Raw genomic sequence first — 18,363 nt, forward strand, 5'->3', positions numbered from 1 at the left:
GCTAGGACCGGTCGCCGAAGTTCGGGTCGATCTCCTCCGGGGTGCGCGCCAGCATGTGCGCCACCTGTTCCACCACGACGTCGCGGACCAGGTCGGCGAGGTCCTCCTGGTCGAAGGCGCGCACCTCGACGGGACGGCGGTAGACCACCACGCGCCCGGGGCGGCCCGCCTCGGCGGGGAAGAAGCGGCCGAGCAGCACGCCGCCGTCCTCCCACGGGGCCGGGTCCGACGGCGGCACGTCCTCGACCGCGAACTCCGTGCCGCGCAGGTGCGCGGCCCAGGTGCGGTCGAGGTCCTCGACGACGTCGAGCACGAGGTCGTCGAACCGCTGCGCGCGCGTGCGGTGCGCCGGTGCGCCGGGCGGGAGCAGCGGGCCGCGCAGCCCCCGGCCGCGCCGGTCACGACGCCGGGGCCGGACGGCGTCGCCCTCGCCGTCGGGCCGGGTGGCGGCCAGCCGCAGCAGGTCCGCCTGCGAAGCCTTGGGGATGCCGGCCGCCGGGCCACCGGGCGTGCTCGCGGCGCTGCCGGAGGAACCAGACGAACCGCCCGAGGCGGGGCCGCGGCCGGACCGCCGGTTGCGGCCGCGAGGTGAGAACGGAGGCACGTACCGACGATACGTCGAATCCGCCCCGCTCCGGCTCACCTCTCGCGCGCCGCGCGGACAGGAGCCCATATCCTGAGGCGGTGCGCGACGACACCGCCGAGGTTACGTACCGCCGGGCGCTCGCCCTGATCACCGTGCTCGTCGCCCTGGTGGGCGCGGTGTGGGCGGTGCTGACGCCCGCCTTCCGCGCACCCGACGAGCCGCAGCACGTCAACAGCGTGCTCCGGCTGGCGTACGGGGGCGGCTGGCCCGCCGCCGGGGAGGCGCTCGTGGGCCCCGCCGTCGACGCGGCGCGGGAGCAGGCGGCGCTGGCCACGGACGTACCCGGCCGGCACCTCGACCGCGTCGAGCTGCCGCCGTTCGTCGACGTGCCGCCCGTCCCCGACGCGCAGCGCGGCACGGTGACCGCGGAGAACGCCCTCGCCGACCCGTTGCCGCCCGGCACCGGGACGCGGCACCTGCCCACCGACGTCGTGGACCAGATGACCCAGCACCCGCCGCTCTACTACGCGCTCGCCGCGGGGGTGCTGCACGTGACCGGCACGGCCGAGGCCCGCTGGGACCTCCAGCTCCTGACGCTGCGGCTGTTCGACGTCGTGCTCCTGCTTCCCCTGCCGCTGCTGACCGCCGGGGCCGTACGCCGTCTGCTGACCCGTCGTGCGGACGGCGGGCGCGCGGCCGCGCTGGTGGCGGCGTCGTTCACGCTGTTCGTACCGCAGGTGGGGCACATCCTGGGCAGCGTCACCAACGACGCGCTCGTGACGCTCAGCGGTGCGGCCACGGCCTACCTGTGCGCCCGGGTGGTGACGGGCGACGTGCGGTGGCGCACGGCGGCGGGGCTCGGGACGGTGGTCGGGGTCGGGCTGCTGACCAAGGTCATGGCGGCCTTCGCGCTGCCGATGGTGGTGGCCGCCTTCGCGCTGGCGGCCGGCCCCCGCGGACGCCGGGCGGCGGGCGTGCTCGTCGCGGGCGCCGTCGCGCTCGCCGTCGGCGGCTGGTGGTGGGTGCGCAACCTGGTCGTGCTGGGGACGGTGCAACCCGTCGGCATCCCGGACCGGTTCCCCGACGACGCGGAGCCGAACGGCCCTTGGTACTTCGTGCGGACCGTGGTGATGAGCCTGACCCGGTCGTTCTTCGGCAACTTCGGCTGGCTGGAGGTCCGGCTGCCCGACGCCGTGTTCTGGACCGCCGCCGTCGTGGTCGCGGGCCTGTGCGTGCTGGCCGTGGCCCGCGGCCCGGCACGGCGGGGCACGGCCGTGCTGCTGCTGCAGCCGGTGGCGCTCTGGTGCGGCGTCGTGGCCAACGCGTGGCCCGACTACGCGGCACACGGCTGGATCTCCGCCGTGCAGGGCCGCTACCTGTTCGCCGGCCTCCTGGCGCTCGGCGCGGCGACCGCCCTCGGCCTGGGCACGCTGCTCGGCCCGCGGCTGCGCGCCGCCGTGCCCTGGGTCGTCGGCACGGGCGCGGTCGCGGCGGCGGCCGGCCTGGCCTACGGGTTCTGGGGCTTCTACCAGGGACCGGACCGGACGGTGGCCGACGCCGCGGCCCGCTGGGCCGGGTGGAGCCCCCTGACCTGGCCTCAGCTCGTGCTGGTCGGCGCCGTGGGCGTGGTCGTCGCGGTCGCGGCCGTGCTGGCGGCGGCGCGGTTCTCCCGGGTGGTGCCGGACGTGCCGGACCATCCGCGCTCGCCGGCGGTCCGCGTGACCGAGACGGTGACGGCCACGCCGAGTGCCAGTCCGGCGACCAGCAGCACGACGAGCGTGCCCGCCGGGAAGGCGTACCAGTAGCCGACGGCGGCGACAGCCCGGCCGAGCGCGTCCAGGCCGCCGTCCTCCGGCATCCAGTACAGGCGCCAGGTGTCGATCTGATAGGTCAGGTGCAGGGCGGCGGCCAGCACCAGCAGGGCCAGGGGTACGGTCCGGCGCAGCCGCGGGCGCAGCACGGCCGCGCCCGCCACGGCGACGACCCCCAGCCCCACGAGGCCGGTGAACAGGTACCGGCCCTGCATGGCCGCCCCGAAGTCGGCGAAGGCGGCGAACTGCTCCCAGGAACCTCGCGCGACGATCGCCGCGAGGGCGGGCACGGGGAACAGGAGCACGAGGGCGTCGAGGCGTGGGAGCGTCCGGCGGGCGAGCGCGGCGACGAGACCGGCCAGCAGCACCACGAGGGCCACGCGGGCCATCCACCAGGACGCGTCCAGATCGGGCCGCCACGACTCGTCGTGGATGGGCCCGGGTGCGTGGTCCTGCATGAAGAACAGGGTGACCATGCGCTCGGCGAACCGGCCGAGCCAGATGAGGCCGCCGTCCGACCAGCCGTGGACGGGGGTGAGGTCGGGCGGGGTGGCGTGCGTGCCGTGCGGCTGGAGCATGCCGTGGACCACCACGTTCCGCACCCACCAGGCCGCACCGGGGACGGCGGCGACGGCGACCAGCAGCAGCCCGACGAGGGCCTCCCGCACCCGTGCACGGAATCGCCAGGCGGCAACCGCGTAGGCCAGGACGATCCACGCGGGGAACATCAGCGCGAACCCCTTGGTCAGCAGTGCCAGCGTGGTGACGAGCCCCAGCAGCAGGGCCGTGCGACGCGTGAGGTCGCCGGTCAGCACCCGGACCACCAGATATGTGGCGCAGGCGCCGAGCAGCACCAGGAGGTTGTCGTTGTTCACCGCCGACTCCAGGTGCGTCAGCTCCGGGACCGCGAGCGGCACCAGGGCGGCCGCGACGGGCAGCGGCTCGGGCAGGCGCAGCCTGCGCGCGGTGGCGAACAGGAGGAGCGGGAGGGGGAGCGCGAGCAGTGCGTTCCACCAGCGCAGCATCAGCCAGATCTGGTCCAGCGGTGCGTCCTGCCAGTCGGGCACCAGGGCGACGACACCCGCGCCCAGCAGGTAGTACAGCGGCGGGTGCTGCACGAGCTGGTTGAACACCGGCGTCCGCGGGCCCTCGCCGCGCTTGACGGTCAAGGTCGCCGAGCCGCCGGCCTCCGAGTACGTGGGCCGTTCGCCGCGCGGCGGGACGTCCTGCCGGTCGGCCAGGTGCTGCGGCCCGCCGATCCGGTCCGCCCGGACGAAGCCGCCCGCCGCCACGCCCTGCGTGACGAACGACGTGCCGGGTGCAGGCCACGGCCAGGCGTCGCCCTGCCGCACCTGGAGGATCAGGTCCACGTGCTGACGCTCGTCGGGCGAGCGGACGTTGGGGAAGACGGCCGTCTGGCCGAGCATCACCACGAGATGCAGGAGCACGATCAGCCACACGACGACAGGGACCGTTCGGGGACTGGTCACGCGAGCAGGATATCGCCGGAGGCGCCGGTTCACGCCGGATCTCACCCGGGTGAAGGGAGTTCCATGACGAGTGATGTTCACCCCTCGTTCGTCTGGCGTGCCGTAGGGTTGAAACCGCACTCGCTGCTTGATCATCGGCTCGGCCGTCGGCCGGACGCGAGCCCGTAACCGAAGGCAACAGGGCCATGAAGTTGTTCGTGCAGATTCCTTGCCTGAACGAGGAAGAGACTCTTCCTCTGGTGCTTGCCACGATCCCCCGCGACATCCCGGGCATCGACGAGGTCGAGATCCTGGTGGTCGACGACGGCTCCACGGACGGCACCGTCGAGGTGGCCCGCCGCCTCGGCGTGCGGCACTTCGTCCACCACACCCGGAACATGGGCCTGGCCCGTTCGTTCCGCGACGGCGTCGACTACGCGCTGCGGCACGGCGCCGACATCGTGGTGAACACCGACGGCGACAACCAGTACCCGCAGGAGCGGATCGGCGACCTCGTGATGCCGGTGGTGCTCGGCGACGCGGACATCGTGATCGCGGACCGGCAGACCGGCACCATCGACCACTTCTCCCCGCTGAAGAAGACGCTGCAGAAGGTGGGCAGCGAGGTGGTCAACTTCGCCGCGGGGACCGACCTGCCGGACGCCGCGAGCGGGTTCCGCGCCTACTCGCGTGGCGCGCTCCTGCGGCTCAACGTCGTCACGCAGTTCAGCTACTGCATGGAGACCATCATCCAGGCCGGTCACCAGCGGCTGCGCATCCAGAGCGTGCCGGTCACCACCAACCCCAAGACGCGGGAGTCCCGGCTCTTCTCGAGCATGTGGCAGCACATCGCCAAGTCGGGTCAGGCCATCAGCCGGTCCTACGTGATGTACAAGCCGCACGTCGTGTTCGTGACGCTCGGCATCGTCTTCGCGCTCGGTGCCGCCGTGCCGTTCGGCCGGTACGCCCTGCTCCTGGCCACGGGAACCCCGGGCCAGCACCTCCAGTCGATCGTGCTCGGCGCCACCTCGATGGTCGGAGCGCTGCTCAGCTTCGCCCTGCTCGTGCTGGCCGACCTGCAACGCACCAACCGCGTGCTGCTCGAGGACACGCTGGAGCGCCTCAAGGAGATGCAGTACGGCATGGTCGCCGTCACGGACCCGACGGTGGCCGCCGCACGGGAGAACCCGCAGGTGCCCGGCAACGGCCGGCCCTCCGGGGACCGGGCCCGCCCGGCAGGCCCCGGCGACCCCGGCCTGGCGGACGTGCCCGCGAGCGTGCAGTGATCGCGTTCGGCACCTACGACGCCGCACGACACCCGCGCATCGCCGTCCTCGTCGCCGGGCTGCGCGCCCACGGGACCAAGGTCACCGAGCTCAACCGGCCCCTCGGCCTGTCCACCGCCGAACGGGTGCGCATGCTCCAGCAGCCGTGGCGGCTGCCCGTGCTCGCCGGGCGCCTGGTGCGGTGCTGGGCCGGCCTCGTGACCGACGCCGTGCGGCTGCGCCGGGCCGAAGGGCGGCCCCCGGCGGTGCTCGTCGGCTACCTCGGCCACTTCGACGTGATCCTGGCCCGGCTGCTGTACCCGCGGTCCGTGGTGGTGCTCGACCACCTCGTGTTCGCCGGGGACACCGCCGCCGACCGCGGGGCCGCCGGGCTCCGGGTGCGGCTCCTGACCGGTCTGGACCGGCTGGCGATCGCGTGCGCCGACGTGGTGGTCACCGACACCGAGGAGCACCGGCGGATGCTGCCCGACCCGGGCAAGGGCGTCGTCGTCCCGGTCGGCGCACCGGACGCGTGGCGGACGGCGGCCGCCTCCGCGGCGCCGGGCGAGGCCACGGCCGGCGCCGGGAGGCTCTCGGTCGTCTTCTTCGGGCTCTACACCCCGCTCCAGGGCGCACCCGTCATCGCGGAGGCGGTGCGCGACGCCGTCGCCGCCGGGGCCGCCCTGGACGTGACGATGGTCGGCACCGGCCAGGACCTGCCCCGCGCCCGCGAGATCCTGGCCGGGACACCCGGCGTGACCTGGCGCGACTGGGTCGAGCCCGACGAGCTGCCCGCGCTCGTCGCCCGGCACCAGGTCTGCCTCGGCATCTTCAGCGACACCCCCAAGGGCGTGCGCGTGGTGCCGAACAAGGTGTACCAGGGGCTCGCCGCGGGCTGCGTCGTCGTCACCTCGGACACCCCGCCGCAGCGCCGGGTCGTGGGGGAGCACGCCGAGCTCGTACCGCCCGCCGAACCTGGGTCGCTCGCGGCCCGGCTCGTCGCCCTCTGCGACCCCGCCACGCTCGCCGCCGCCCGCGAGCGCGCGGCACGGGGCCGGGACCGCATCCGCCCGCAGACGGTCACGGAACCCCTGATCGCAGCCCTGGCAGCCAGGACCGCCCTGTGAGCACCCCGGGCGGGCCGGTGACCGGCGGGGGCGTGGTGGCGCGGGCCGGCCGGGTGGTGCGGTCCCGGTGGGTGCGGTGGGGGTTTCTCGTCGTTGCGCTCGGGCTGGCGGTCTGGTACGTGGCCGGCAACCGCGCCGAGCTGGCCCGGGCGGCCGCAGGACTCTCCGTGGCGGAGGCCGCGTCCGTCGTCGTGCTCGGTGTGGTGTACGTGTGGTGCACGCTGCTGGCCTGGCGCGCGGTGCTCGCCGATCTGGGCTCGCCGCTGCGGCTCGGGCCCGCGGTGACGGTGTTCGGGGTCAGCCAGCTCGGCAAGTACGTGCCGGGCGGCGTGTGGAACGTCGTCGCCGCCGCGGAGGTGGGCGCGGGCAACGGCGTGCCGCGCAGCCGGGCGGCGACGTCGATGCTGGTCGCCGTGGCCGTGTCGGTCGCGTCGGGTGCCGCGGTGGGCGCCGTCGCGCTGCCGTTCGTCTCGTCGACGGCGTGGGGTGCCTGGTCCTGGGTGGTGTGGGCGGCGCCCGCCGTCGTGGTCGTGCTCGCCCCGCCCGTGCTCAACCGGCTGATCGGGCTGGCCCTGCGGGTCGCCGGGCGGCCCGCGCCGGAGCACCCGATGACCTGGGGCGGCCTGGGGCGCGCCGCCGTCTGGTCGGTGGCCGGGTGGCTCGTCGCCGGGCTGCAGCTCTGGGTGCTGTGCACCGGCCTGGGGATGACGCCGTCCGCCCGGACGTTCGCATTGGCGACCGGTGGCTGGGCGCTCGCCTGGACCGCAGGGTTCCTGTTCGTGCTGGCGCCGGCCGGGGCGGGCGTGCGCGAGGTGGTGCTCGCGGCGGTGCTCGCCGGGGCGCTGTCCGGGCCGGCGACGGGACTCGCGGTGCTGGTCAGCCGGGTTGCGCTGACGCTCGTCGACCTGGCCTTCGCGGGTGCGGGGCTGCTGCTGGCGCGGGGTGCGCGGCGCGCCGTCGTCGGGCGGGCGTCCTCACCCCCGTGAGCATCCGGCGTGTTCGCCGCGTCGTGCCCGGTCAGGGCGTAGTCTCGGCGCGTGAGATCGGTGAGACAGTGTTCGCGCTCGGCCTGCACCAATGCGGCCGTGGCGACGCTCACGTACGTGTACGCGGACTCGACGGCGGTTCTGGGTCCGCTTGCGCACCTGGCCGAGCCCCACAGCTACGACCTGTGCGCGGAGCACGCCGAACGGCTGACCGCGCCGCGCGGGTGGGAGGTGGTCCGCCTCATGCCCGAGTTCGAGGACGCGGGGCCGAGCCCCGACGACCTGTCCGCCCTGGCCGACGCCGTCCGTGAGGCGGGCCGGGTGCGCCGCCCGGCCGAGCCGCCCACGGTCACGGAGACGGCCCGCCGGGGCCACCTCCGCGTCCTGCGCGCGGACGACGACACCTCGGCCTGAAACGGCCTACGGGACCCAGGCGCAGACCGCGTGGCCTGCGCCCGAGAGGGTCAGGTTGCCCGCGTCGTGCGGGACGAAGACCGAGTCGCCCTGGGTCAGGCGCTGCGCGCCGGTCTCGGCGCGGTCGGCGTCGAGCGTCAGCTCACCGTCCAGGCAGAGCAGGATGCGGGGGCCGGTGGCGGGCAGGCAGACCGACTCGGTGGGGTCGACGTCCGCGGTCGTGAGCGCGAACTCCGTGACCGGCACGCGGTAGGTGTGCACCTGGCCGCGGCTGCCCGCCGTGCTCACCTCGGGGGTGAACGGCTGCTGCGGTGCGAACGTGGTGCAGGCGACCAGGTTCTCCTCGTCCACGAGCTTGGTGGTGAGGCCCGCGCGCAGCACGTTGTCGGAGGAGGCCATGATCTCGACGCCCAGCCCCGACAGGTAGGCGTGCACCACGCCGGCCGGCGTGAAGGCCGCCTCGCCCGGCTCCAGCGAGAAGCGGTTGAGCATGAGGGACGCGATGGCGCCCGGGTCGCCGGGGTGCTGGTCGGCGAGGTCGATGACCGTGCGGTCGGCGCGCTCGAACGGAGACCCGGCCGCCAGGCGGGCGCGCACGGAGTCGAGGGTCGCCTCGATGTCGGCGGCGCAGGCCTCGTCGGCCCGCGCGGACAGCAGGTGGTTGAACGCGTCCCGCATGCCGTCGTGGCCGCGGTCGCGCAGCAGGGCCGCGCGCACACCCTCGACCAGGTCACCGGCCAGACCGTCCAGCACGTCCAGGATGGTGCGCGGCGTGCGGAAGCCGGCCAGGCCCTCGAACTGCGACAGGGCGACGATCATCTCCGGCTTGTGCTGGTCGTCCTTGAAGGACCGCTTGGGCGACGAGAGGGCCATCCCGGCCTTGTTCTCGCGTGCGAAGCCCTCCCGGGCCTGCCGCGGCGAGGGGTGCACCTGGAGCGACAGCGCCTTGCCCGCGGCCAGCACCTTCAGCAGGTACGGCAGGCGCGGCCCGAACTGCTCGGCCACGCGATGGCCCAGGGTCTGCACGGGTGCCTCGCGGACCAGGCGGTCGAGCGTGACGTCGTCGTCCTCGATCACCGTGACCGACGGCGCACTCGTGTGCGCGCCGAGCCAGAGCTCGGCCTGCGGCTGCCCGTCCGGCTCTGCGCCGAGCAGGTGGGGGATGGCGTCGACCGACCCCCAGTCGTACCGCTGGATCGTGTTGGTCAGCGGCAGGGGGGCGTGGAACTGGGCTACGGCAAGCACCGCGCAAGGATAGCCCGCCGGACCGGCCGGATCAGGGGGCACCGGTGCGGCCCCGCCGTCTGCAAGAATCTGGGTGCGTCCGTGACGCCGCTGTCGCGGAGCCGTGCACCCCAGCAGAAAGCAGCCGTCCGATGCCCTCCAGCACGCCCCGCGTCTCGGTCGTCATGCCGGTCCGCGACACCGAGCTCTACCTCGACGACGCGATGACCAGCCTCACCCGGCAGTTCGACGACCCGCACGACCTGGAGGTCGTGGTGGTCGACGACGGCTCCGGCGACGCCACCCCGGACATCGCCGAGAGCTATGCCGACCGCCTGCCGAACCTGACGGTGCTGCGCAACAGGGAGCCGGTGGGGGCCGCCACGGCACGCAACCAGGGCCTGGCCGGGTCGAACGGCCGGTACATCACCTATCTCGACGGCGACGACTGGTACGCGCCGCACCACCTGCGCGACGTGACGGACGCGATCGAGGCGTTCGGCGTGCCGATCCTGCGGCACGACCACGTCACCGTCCAGGACGGTCAGCGCCGGGTCGTCCGCGCGATGGAGCCGGTGCGCGAGCAGGTGCTCGACCCCCGGGAGTCCATCCTGCCCACCGACCGTCCCACGATGGTCGACTACCCCTACGGCTGGGCCGGCGTCTACGACCGGGCGATCGCCGGCGACGGCCTGCTGACCTTCTCGGACGGCATGCGCACGGCGACGGACCGGGCCTGGGTGTGGCGCCTGCACCTGCAGGGCACCGGCTACGTCGTCACCAACCACAGCGGCGTGTGCTACCGGCGGGGCGTGACGACCTCGCTCACCCAGATCTACGACGAGCGCCGCCTCGACTTCACCCGGGCCTTCGCCGAGATCCACGGGATCCTCGACGAGGACCGGGAGACCGACCGGTTCCTGCCCAAGCTCGCCCGGACGGTGCTCGCGATCGTGGACCACCACCTCGGCTTCGCGGAGCACATGCCCGCCGAGCTGCTCGCCGAGCTGAACCGGCGCTCCGCCGAGCTGATCCGGACGTTCCCCGCGGAGACGGTCCGGGTCCAGCTCGAGCAGTCCGGGCCGCGGCGCTGGGTGACGCTGCGGGACGTGCTCCCGCCGGAGCTCGCGCCGAGCCCCGAGATGCTCGCCGCCGAGCTCGCGGTGTCAGCGCCCGCGTAGGCCCTTCGCTCGTTACGCTCTCGACGTGGCACTCGACCCGAGCAGGATCAGCAAGGCGTCCAGACGCCGCCTCGGCCGGATCGTCCGGGCGGTCCGGCGCCGCCTCGGCCCGGGCGCGGACCAGAAGGGCGTCGCTGAGGCGGGCACGCCCGAACCCGCGGCCCCCGCCGACCCGGCGCTGCGCCGGGTGCTGGACTCCGGGGTGTTTGACGCCGAGTGGTACGGGGCGCAGGCGGGCACGACGTTCGCCGACCCCGCCGACGCCGCGCGGCACTACCTCGCGCAGGGCCGGCGGAAGGGCTGGTGGCCGCACCCGCTGTTCGTGCCGGCCCGGTACCGGCCGAAGGCATGGCAGCGGGACGACACCGACCCGCTCGTCATCTACCTCAAGGGCGTGGGCGACTCGTGGAAGGCGTCCCCGTCGCCGCTCTTCGACCCGGGCCGGCTCGACCGGCCCGCTGCGGACGGGCGCAGCCCCCTGGCGGCCTTCCTCGCGGACGACGCCGACGCCCCGCTCCCGCTGGCCCCGGACGCGCGATGGATGCGCGACGGCGTAACGCTGGCCGACGTGCGCGAGGCGCTCCGCGCCGAGCTGAGTCACCAGGCGGACCACGCGGACCAGGCGGATGCCGCTGCGCCCTGGCGGGAGTCCCCGGCGGTGAGGACCGTGCCGGGCCTGACCAGCCTGGTGGTCGTCGACTGCGACACCACCGCCGACGTGCTGACCGTCCTCACCGCGATCGACCGCGCCGTGCCGGCGGACGACACAGCGGCCGCGCCGTCCGCGGAGATCCTGCTGGTCACCGGTGATCGTCGTCGCGCCGTCGCCGGCCTCGCGCTGGCCCGGCTCGCCCGGTTCGACGTGCGGGTGGTGCTGTCCGGGCAGGGTGCGTCGTCCGCCGTCGACGAGGCGGTGCACGGGGCCCGGGGCGAGCACGTGCTGCTGCTGTCGGGGCGGCAGGCCTTCCGCGAAGGGACGCTGCAGGACCTCCGGGCGGTGTTGACCGAGTCGGGCGCCGCCGTGGTGCACCCGGTCGTGCTCGGTGGCGAGCTGCTGCTGCGGGACGTGGGCGTGGTCTACCCGCCGCGCGGCACGGATCCGGTGCCCTTCCTCGACGGCGTGCACCCGGACAGCGTGCCCTGGACCCGGCCGTGGTTCGAGGTGCCGGGAGCGCCGGTGCCGCTCCTGGCCCGCACGGAGTCCGTGCGGGCCGTCCGGGACGAGCCGCGGGTACGCACCCTGTGGGCCGACGTCGACCTGGCGCAACGCCTGGCCAGGCACGAGGAGCGCCCCGTCGTGGTGGCCCGCGACGTGGTCGTGACGCGGTCCGGGGACGGGACGTTCGACGACACCGCGGAGCCGGAGGACGACCTGGCGGTGTTCCGCGCGGCGTGGCAGACGGTCCCGGAGGGATCCGCGGACCTCTTCGCGACCTTCGGCGTGGCACCCGTGTTCACCGGGACGGCCGCGCTCACCGCCCCCGGGCGACCGGGGACCTGGACCCGCGCGCTGTGGCCCTCCGTGCCGGACACCGCCCGGGTACGGGAGGCGCCGCCCGCACTGCGCTGGGCGATCAAGACGGCGATGCCCGCCGGCGACCAGGCCCGGCAGTGGGGCGACTTCCACTTCGCGCACTCCCTGGCGGCCGCACTGCGCGACCTGGGCCAGCACGTGGTGGTCGACTACGCGCCCAACGACGCCCGTGCGACCTCCTACCGGGACGACGTCGTCCTGATGCTCCGGGGACTGCACCCGGCCCGGCTCCCGGGCGACGTGACGAGCGTCGTGTGGGTCATCAGCCACCCGGAGGACGTCGCGGCGCGGGAGCTGGCGGGTTACGACCTCCGGTTCGCCGCGAGCCTCACCTGGGCGCGCGACGTCTCGCAGCGGTGGGAGCTGCCCGTGGCCCCGCTGCTGCAGTGCACCGATCCGAGCCGGTTCTACATCGACGACGAGCCGGTCGAGGACGTCGTCGGCAAGGCCGTCCTGGTCGGCAACACCCGGGGCAAGGCACGTCCGGTCGCCGTGGAGGCCGTGCGGTCGGGTGTGCCGGTCGCCGTCTACGGGTCGGGCTGGCAACGGTTCCTGCCGCCCGAGGCGATCGCCGGCGCGTACGTGCCGAACGAGGTGCTCCGCCGCTACTACCGGTCGGCCGCCTGGGCGCTGAACGACCACTGGCCCGACATGCGTGACCTGGGCTTCGTCTCCAACCGCGTCTTCGACGTGCTCGCGTCGGGCGGCCGGCTCCTGACCGACGACGTGTACGGGCTCGACGAGATCGTGCGCCCCGTCCTGCCCGAGGGCCGCCTGGCCCGGTTCACGACGCCCGAGGAGCTGCACGCGCTCCTGGCCGAGGGCAGTGCCGCACGGTACGACGAGGAGATGCTCCGCTCGCTGTCCGAGCACGTCCGCACCGAGCACGGGTTCGGGGCACGCGCCGCCGTCCTGCTCGAGGCGGTGCTCGCGCACCGGGCGGACAACACCTCCGGCACCTGAGACCCGTACGCCGGGTGAGGTGCGCCCGGCGCGCCCCGGTGCGCCCCGGTGCTCGCGTACGCTGACGACGTGGCTCTCGACCTCAACAGGATCATCAAGGCGTACGACGTCCGGGGACTGGTGCCCGAGGAGCTGTCGCCCGAGGTGGCGCGCGCGATCGGCACGGCCTTCGCCCGGGTGGTGGTGCGCCCCGAGGCGTCGGACGACTCCCGCCCGGCCGTCGTCGTCGGACGGGACATGCGGGACTCCGGGCCCGACCTCGTGGACGCCTTCGCGGCCGGTCTCGCCGCCGAGGGCGTGGACGTGGTCCGCATCGGGCTGTGCTCGACCGACGGGCTGTACCACGCCTCCGGCGTCCTGGGCCTGCCGGGCGCCATGTTCACGGCCAGCCACAACCCGGCCGCGTACAACGGGATCAAGCTCTGCCGCGCGGGCGCGCGGCCCGTTGGCGAGGCCACAGGCCTCGCCGGGATCCGGGAGGTCGCGCAGGCGCTCCTGGACGACGCCGACGCCGAGGTCGGCACCTCGGCCCCGGCCCCCGGGCAGGTGACCGACCGCGAGATGCTGGGCGAGTACGCCGCGTTCCTGCGGGGCCTGGTGGACCTCTCGGGCATCCGGCCGCTCAAGGTCGTCGTCGACGCCGGGAACGGCATGGCGGGCCTCACGGCGCCGGCCGTGCTCGGTACCGCCGCGGGACTGCCGGAGCTGCCGCTGGACGTCGTGCCGATGTACTTCGAGCTGGACGGCACCTTCCCGAACCACGAGGCCAACCCCTTGGAGCCCGCCAACCTGCTGGACCTGCAGACGGCGGTCGTGGCCAACGGCGCCGACATCGGGCTGGCCTTCGACGGGGACGCCGACCGCTGCTTCGTCGTGGACGAGAAGGGCGTACCGGTCTCGCCGTCGGCGATCACCGCCCTGGTGGGGCTGCGCGAGGTCGAGAAGGAGAAGGCGGCCGGGCGGGCGCCGGTGGTCATCCACAACCTGATCACGTCGCGCGCGGTGCCCGACCTGCTCTCGGCCGCCGGCGCCCGGGTGGTGCGCACCCGCGTGGGGCACTCGTTCATCAAGGCCGAGATGGCCTCGAACGAGGCGGTGTTCGGCGGCGAGCACAGCGCCCACTACTACTTCCGGGACTTCTTCTTCGCGGACACCGGTATGCTGGCCGCCCTGCACGTGCTGGCGGCACTGGGCACGCAGCGCAACCCGCTGTCCGAGGTTGCCGAGATGTACGAGCCCTACGTCGCCTCCGGCGAGATCAACTCGCGGGTCCCGGACGCCGCCGAGGCCACGAACCGCGTGCTGGACGCCTACCGGGTCGCCTACCCCGGGATCGAGGTCGACACGCTCGACGGTGTCACCGTGTCCCACTGGGACGGGCACCCGCAGTGGTGGTTCAACCTGCGGGCGTCCAACACCGAGCCGCTGCTGCGGCTCAACGTCGAGGCCGCCGACCACGACATCATGGAGAAGGTCCGCGACGACGTGCTCTCGCTGGTGCGCGCCGGGACCGACGAGCCGGACGGGTCCGGGACAGGAGAGACCGAATGAGCATCGAGCTGGAGCCCTGGGTACGCGAGATCCTGCGCTGCCCCGTGACGGGCGCGACCCTCGTGGACGGCACCGGGCCGGACGGCGAGCCCGAGCTGCACTCGACCGACCCGGAGCGGCCGCTGGCCTACCCGGTCCGGGACGGGATCCCGGTGCTGCTGGAGTCGGACGCGCGCGAGCTCTGAGCGATACCGGACCGTGATGCGTCGCGTCGGCCCACGGTCCGGGCATCTGCCACAATCGGGTGCCCCCGCAGGACGACGCCGTCCGTGGATGCCGCAGCCCCTCGGAGAAAGCAGCAACCGACACGATGAGCACAACACAGCTTGTCCTGGTCTCCTCGGCCGAGTCCCTGCTCGCAGCAGCGGCCGCCGTGGACGCCGGGCTGCTCGACCGACCGCGCCGCAGGGTGCTCGTCCTGTTCGGGCGTGCGCCGGCGCCGGAGACGGCACCCCTGCCGCACGAGCGTCCGGGCATGTCGGCGGCCACGGCACGGTTCGACGACGTCGTCGTGCTCGACGAGCTCGTCCGGCCCGCGGACCCGGGACGCTGGTCGCCGCGGGGTGACGACCGCCCTGTCCTGGCCCGCCTGCTGCGGCAGGCCTGGGGCATCGGGGACGACACCGTGGAGCTCGTCTGTGACCGTCCCCAGTCCGAGCAGCCGGTCGAGTGGCTGATGTCGGCGTTCTACGGGTGCGAGGTGGTCCGCCTCGTCACGGACATCGCCGGGTACGGCCCGGCGCGCGAGCCGATCGGGTGGCCGCAGGCCCGGCGGACCAGCCGGCACCTGTACCGGGAGCACGTCGCAGGACTTGCGCCCTGGCCCGACGGCGACGAGCACCGGGCCGGGCAGGGCGTCGCTGCGGTCGCGATCCCCGCCGACGCGGTCGGCAAGCTGGCGCAGGACGTCGCGTCCGCCGCGGACCTGCCGGTCCCGGCGGAGGGTGTCGCGCTGGTGCTCGCGGAGTCGTTCGTCGCGGGCGGCATCCTGACCCGGGACCAGGAGACGGCGCTCTGGCGCGACGCCGTCCGCACGGCGGCCGCGGTGGACGGCGTGACAGAGGTGCTTGTTCTCGCCGACCCGGTCGTCCCCGCGAACCTGGCGGTGCGCCTGGGCGACCTGGCGCCGGAGGGAGTCCGGCTCACGCCGGTCGAGCAGCCGGCCCTCGCGGAGGTCTATCTCGCGGCCGTGCGCCCCGTGGTCGTGGTCGGGACCATGTCGCCGGCACTCCTGCGGGCGCGGGCCGACGGCGTCCCCGTGGTCGCGGTGGGTGCCAAGACCGTCAAGGAACGGCTCCGGCCCTATGCGAACCCGGCGCGGCTCCCGTGGGCCGTCGTCGACGCCGCGCTCCGGGAGGACGGGCGCTGGTCGGACACCGGGGACCTCGCGCACCTGATCGGCGCGGTGGCGTTCTGCATGTACCCGGAGCGGCTCGCCGAGCGGAGGACCGAGGTCGCGGCGTTCCTGGACAGGCTGGAGCCGGCCGAGATCGGGCGGTACACGACGGCGAACCGGGCACAGAAGCTCGGTCTGCTGCCCGTGCCCGAACCCGAGCCGGCTCCCGAGCCCGCCCTGGAACCGACGCCCGAACCGACGCCTGAACCAGAGCCCGAGGCGCCCGCCCCGGCCCGTGGCGAGAAGTGGTTCCGCGGGCTGGTCCGCAAGTCACACTGAGTCAGGCCCCTGAGTCAGGGCGCACCCGGTCGACCGGTGCCCCCGGAGCCTGCGCCGGCAGCCTGGGCCTCCGCCGCGTACAGCCGCCCCAGCACGCTCCGCGGCCCGGTGTTCTCGGAGCCTGCCTTGTACGACAGCTTGTGGACGGTCGCCCGCGACAGCGCCCGCTCGAAGTCCTCGTCGGTCATGTCACGGCTCATCCAGTGCCGCAGCCGGAGCGACGGCGCCGTCGAGAGCCGGGGAGTGGCCGCGAAGAGCTCGCCGAACCTCGGGTCGGTGAGCACGAGTGCCTCGAAGAGGTGGTGGAACGTGAAGTAGTGCGGCAGCTTGCCGTCCTTGCGCCAGTAGGCGTAGAGCGCCTCGAGCGTCATGGTCACGAGGTAGTGGCCGGGCTGGGCGGTGATGCTCCACGTGCCGATCGAGGTCCGCTCCTTGGCGGGCGCGAAGAACCCGGTGGGCCGCGCGTGGTCCGCCAGCTCGGCGCCCGCATCACCACGCAGGTAGCAGGTGGCGTCGAGCCACGTGCCGCCGTACCGCGCGAGGAGCTCCAGGCGCAGCAGGTCGGACCGGGCGGTGCGGTCGGTGACCAGGGCGTCGATGTCGTCCGGCAGCGTCACGAAGCTGCCGACGTTGTCGTCGTCCAGCTCGACCACCGGGCGCGTGAGGTGCCGGGCCATCGTCGACCGGCACATCCGCACGACGTCGGGTGCCTGGTCGAAGCCCTGCGCCCAGTAGGTCCAGACGGTGTCCGACCGGTCCTCGACGACTTGCCGCGCCCCGGCGGCCGCACGGAGCTCGGCCAGCCGGTCGAGCACGAAGCGGACCGCGTCGCGCCGGGGCACGAACTGCAGGACGCCACGGTCGAGCAGCACGGCGTCCAGGCCCCGCGGGAGCGGATCGTGCGCGGTCCACCGCCGGTAGGCGGCGTCGGCGTCCTCCATCCGCCCGGCGAGCTCGGAGGCGCGGCCCAGCTCGTAGTACCAGCGGGGCGGGGCGTCAGCGCGCCGGTCGATGGCGCGGGCCAGCGCGTCCGCGGCCCCGGCGTGGTCGTTCGCACGCCGGCGGGCCGTGGCCAGCCGGTGCAGCCAGCCCGGGTCGGCCGCCGGACCGGAGGTCGCCCGCGTCAGCGCTCGCTCGGCTCGTCCGGGGTGCCCGAGCCGGCCGTGCACGCGGGAGAGGAAGAAGTGGTATCGCTGGGTGAGCGTAGCCAATGATGTGCCGTTCAACTGGAGGAGTTCACGGCAAATTTAAGCCGGGGTCCCGGCCTTGTCGCGGTAAACAGCGGGTGAGAAAAGGGGCAGCCCCGCCCCCTGGTCAGTTCGCCCGGATTCGGGCGATCCAGGAGGACGGCAGGGTCCCTGCGCGGGTGTGCTTGCCGACGACGGAGCGGATCCGGTCGGCCGATCCGCGCACCGTGGCGGTCTCCCCGGACGGCGACGTCGCGACCAGCGCGGCGGCCTGTCCGCTCCGGTACCGGTCGGTGATCTCGATCGACGTGACGGCGGGCAGGCCGAACAGCCGCTGGGCGGACTCCTGGGTGAGCAGGCGGCCCCAGGACCGGTAGTCGTTGCCGGGCGCCCGCTTGCTGTACGGGTCGGCCACGGAGCGCTCGTAGGGCACCTCGGACGACCACACGTCCTCCGAGTGCGCGGTGCGCCCTCCGCTCGACGAGAAGTAGTGGGCCTCCACGGGCCGTCCCGACCACGTCAGCACCCGCGCGCGGGTCAGCGAGGCGTTCGTGGCCCGGACGGCGTCGGCCCAGTAGCGGGCGTACGACGAGACCTCGTTGTCGTAGCCGGTGAAGTGCTGGTCACGGACGTCGTCGACCACGTGGCAGCGGCATCGCGCCTTCCAGTCGCCGCTGCGCAGCAGCGCGAACGAGCGGGCCACGACCGCCTGCGCCTCCAGCGCGGCACGTCCGCCGTGCGCGCCCCACGACGCCGGCATCTCCGCGAGCCCGTACAGGTAGGCGCCGTTGAGAGGTATCCGGTTGACCACGTTCGGCACGCCCGCCGAGGCGCTGAGCTGCAGCCTGCCCCACCGGTAGGCGCCATGGGCGCCCCGGACGTGCGCCACCGCCGGCGCGGCGTCCTGCCGGTAGTAGGGCGAGCCGGACCACACGAGCCACATCCGGTCGTACCGGTGGGTGCGTCCCTCGGCCCGCACGACGAGGTCGCCCCGCGACACCGAGACGTCGACCGGGCCGCTGCCGCGGGCGACGGCGCGGCCCTGGGCCTGCAGCAGCCACGAGCCGCCCTTGACGTCGATCCGGGTGGCGCCCGTGTCGCCGTAGCCCGAGAACCCGTACGGGTCGGGCCCGTAGACCTGCACGTCGATGTCCCGCGGCGTGGTGGCCACCGTGTTCTGCGCGCCCTGGTAGTAGTGGCCGAGGATCTGGCCCTGGGTGCGGCGCTCGCGAGCCATCTGGTAGGCGCCGTACTGCGCCATGCCCACGCCGTGCCCGAAGCCCGAGCCGTCGACCGTGAACGACTCCGGGACGCCCGCGGCGGAGGCCGGGGCGACGGGCCCGGCCACCAGCGCGGCGGCTGCCGCGGCGGCCGCCACCAGACGGCTGAC

14 protein-coding genes and 1 pseudogene are annotated in these 18,363 nt (G+C 74.4%); 10 read left to right on the forward strand and 5 right to left on the reverse strand.

Features of this window, described 5'->3' with window-relative positions:
• Nucleotide 1: 1 nt before the first annotated feature.
• On the reverse strand, nucleotides 2-604 hold the full coding sequence (locus tag ACO229_RS25735) for a metallopeptidase family protein (protein WP_397418480.1): 603 nt from the start codon (nucleotides 602-604) through the stop codon (nucleotides 2-4).
• Between the two features lie 80 nt (nucleotides 605-684).
• Between ACO229_RS25735 and ACO229_RS25740 the strand changes: the two genes are divergently transcribed.
• Nucleotides 685-2,391: a DUF2142 domain-containing protein gene (locus tag ACO229_RS25740; protein ID WP_423463192.1), complete on the forward strand. Its 1,707-nt coding sequence runs from the start codon at nucleotides 685-687 to the stop codon at nucleotides 2,389-2,391.
• 623 nt (nucleotides 2,392-3,014) lie between these two features.
• On the opposite strand, the pseudogene ACO229_RS25745 reads toward ACO229_RS25740, so the two are convergent.
• Nucleotides 3,015-4,022, reverse strand: a pseudogene (locus tag ACO229_RS25745) (glycosyltransferase family 39 protein); the annotation flags it as partial.
• 50 nt (nucleotides 4,023-4,072) lie between these two features.
• On the opposite strand from ACO229_RS25745, the gene ACO229_RS25750 reads away from it, so the two are divergent.
• The 4 genes from ACO229_RS25750 to ACO229_RS25765 are packed head-to-tail and all read left to right on the forward strand — an operon-like array spanning nucleotide 4,073 to nucleotide 7,658.
• Nucleotides 4,073-5,152, forward strand: a complete 1,080-nt coding sequence (locus tag ACO229_RS25750) for a glycosyltransferase family 2 protein (RefSeq protein WP_397430696.1) — start codon at nucleotides 4,073-4,075, stop codon at nucleotides 5,150-5,152.
• Complete coding sequence (locus ACO229_RS25755) at nucleotides 5,149-6,258, forward strand: glycosyltransferase (protein WP_423463193.1); 1,110 nt, start codon at nucleotides 5,149-5,151, stop codon at nucleotides 6,256-6,258. Before ACO229_RS25750 ends, ACO229_RS25755 begins: the two co-directional genes overlap by 4 nt.
• Entirely contained in the window at nucleotides 6,255-7,244 is a 990-nt protein-coding gene (locus ACO229_RS25760) for a lysylphosphatidylglycerol synthase domain-containing protein (protein WP_423463194.1), read from the forward strand. Before ACO229_RS25755 ends, ACO229_RS25760 begins: the two co-directional genes overlap by 4 nt.
• A gap of 51 nt (nucleotides 7,245-7,295) precedes the next feature.
• Nucleotides 7,296-7,658: a DUF3499 domain-containing protein gene (locus tag ACO229_RS25765; protein WP_397418490.1), complete on the forward strand. Its 363-nt coding sequence runs from the start codon at nucleotides 7,296-7,298 to the stop codon at nucleotides 7,656-7,658.
• Nucleotides 7,659-7,664: 6 nt separating this feature from the next.
• On the opposite strand, the gene manA is transcribed toward ACO229_RS25765, so the two are convergent.
• Nucleotides 7,665-8,903: a mannose-6-phosphate isomerase, class I gene (gene manA, locus ACO229_RS25770; protein WP_397430694.1), complete on the reverse strand. Its 1,239-nt coding sequence runs from the start codon at nucleotides 8,901-8,903 to the stop codon at nucleotides 7,665-7,667.
• Between the two features lie 131 nt (nucleotides 8,904-9,034).
• Here manA and ACO229_RS25775 point away from each other — a divergent pair, with 131 nt between their 5' ends.
• The 5 genes from ACO229_RS25775 to ACO229_RS25795 all read left to right on the forward strand — a co-directional run bounded on the left by ACO229_RS25775 (nucleotide 9,035) and on the right by ACO229_RS25795 (nucleotide 15,786).
• Nucleotides 9,035-10,063 (forward strand): glycosyltransferase family 2 protein, encoded by a 1,029-nt coding sequence (locus ACO229_RS25775; RefSeq protein WP_423463195.1) that lies wholly within the window; start codon nucleotides 9,035-9,037, stop codon nucleotides 10,061-10,063.
• Nucleotides 10,064-10,088: 25 nt separating this feature from the next.
• Complete coding sequence (locus tag ACO229_RS25780; protein ID WP_423463196.1) at nucleotides 10,089-12,560, forward strand: glycosyltransferase family protein; 2,472 nt, start codon at nucleotides 10,089-10,091, stop codon at nucleotides 12,558-12,560.
• Between the two features lie 69 nt (nucleotides 12,561-12,629).
• The gene (locus ACO229_RS25785; RefSeq protein WP_423463197.1) at nucleotides 12,630-14,111 is read left to right on the forward strand and encodes a phosphomannomutase/phosphoglucomutase; all 1,482 of its coding nucleotides are present in this window, start codon (nucleotides 12,630-12,632) and stop codon (nucleotides 14,109-14,111) included.
• Nucleotides 14,108-14,296 (forward strand): Trm112 family protein, encoded by a 189-nt coding sequence (locus ACO229_RS25790; RefSeq protein WP_397418500.1) that lies wholly within the window; start codon nucleotides 14,108-14,110, stop codon nucleotides 14,294-14,296. The genes ACO229_RS25785 and ACO229_RS25790 overlap by 4 nt, the downstream gene beginning before the upstream one ends.
• Nucleotides 14,297-14,421: 125 nt before the next feature.
• On the forward strand, nucleotides 14,422-15,786 hold the full coding sequence (locus tag ACO229_RS25795) for a hypothetical protein (protein WP_397418502.1): 1,365 nt from the start codon (nucleotides 14,422-14,424) through the stop codon (nucleotides 15,784-15,786).
• A 14-nt stretch (nucleotides 15,787-15,800) separates the two neighbouring features.
• Here ACO229_RS25795 and ACO229_RS25800 read toward each other — a convergent pair whose 3' ends face one another.
• Complete coding sequence (locus ACO229_RS25800) at nucleotides 15,801-16,997, reverse strand: capsular polysaccharide synthesis protein (RefSeq protein WP_397418504.1); 1,197 nt, start codon at nucleotides 16,995-16,997, stop codon at nucleotides 15,801-15,803.
• Nucleotides 16,998-17,100: 103 nt separating this feature from the next.
• Entirely contained in the window at nucleotides 17,101-18,351 is a 1,251-nt protein-coding gene (locus ACO229_RS25805; protein ID WP_423463198.1) for a SpoIID/LytB domain-containing protein, read from the reverse strand.
• Nucleotides 18,352-18,363 lie beyond the last annotated feature (12 nt).

Origin of the sequence: Promicromonospora sp. MS192 (genome assembly GCF_049532985.1) — a bacterium.
GTDB lineage: Bacteria > Actinomycetota > Actinomycetes > Actinomycetales > Cellulomonadaceae > Promicromonospora.

Bases quoted from the DNA above. Each gene is read 5' to 3' on its own strand.
- ACO229_RS25750 (WP_397430696.1), top strand. From the start codon at position 4,073: ATGAAGTTGTTCGTGCAGATTCCTTGCCTGAACGAGGAAGAGACTCTT.
- ACO229_RS25790 (WP_397418500.1), top strand. From the start codon at position 14,108: ATGAGCATCGAGCTGGAGCCCTGGGTACGCGAGATCCTGCGCTGCCCC.
- ACO229_RS25795 (WP_397418502.1), top strand. From the start codon at position 14,422: ATGAGCACAACACAGCTTGTCCTGGTCTCCTCGGCCGAGTCCCTGCTC.
- ACO229_RS25775 (WP_423463195.1), top strand. From the start codon at position 9,035: ATGCCCTCCAGCACGCCCCGCGTCTCGGTCGTCATGCCGGTCCGCGAC.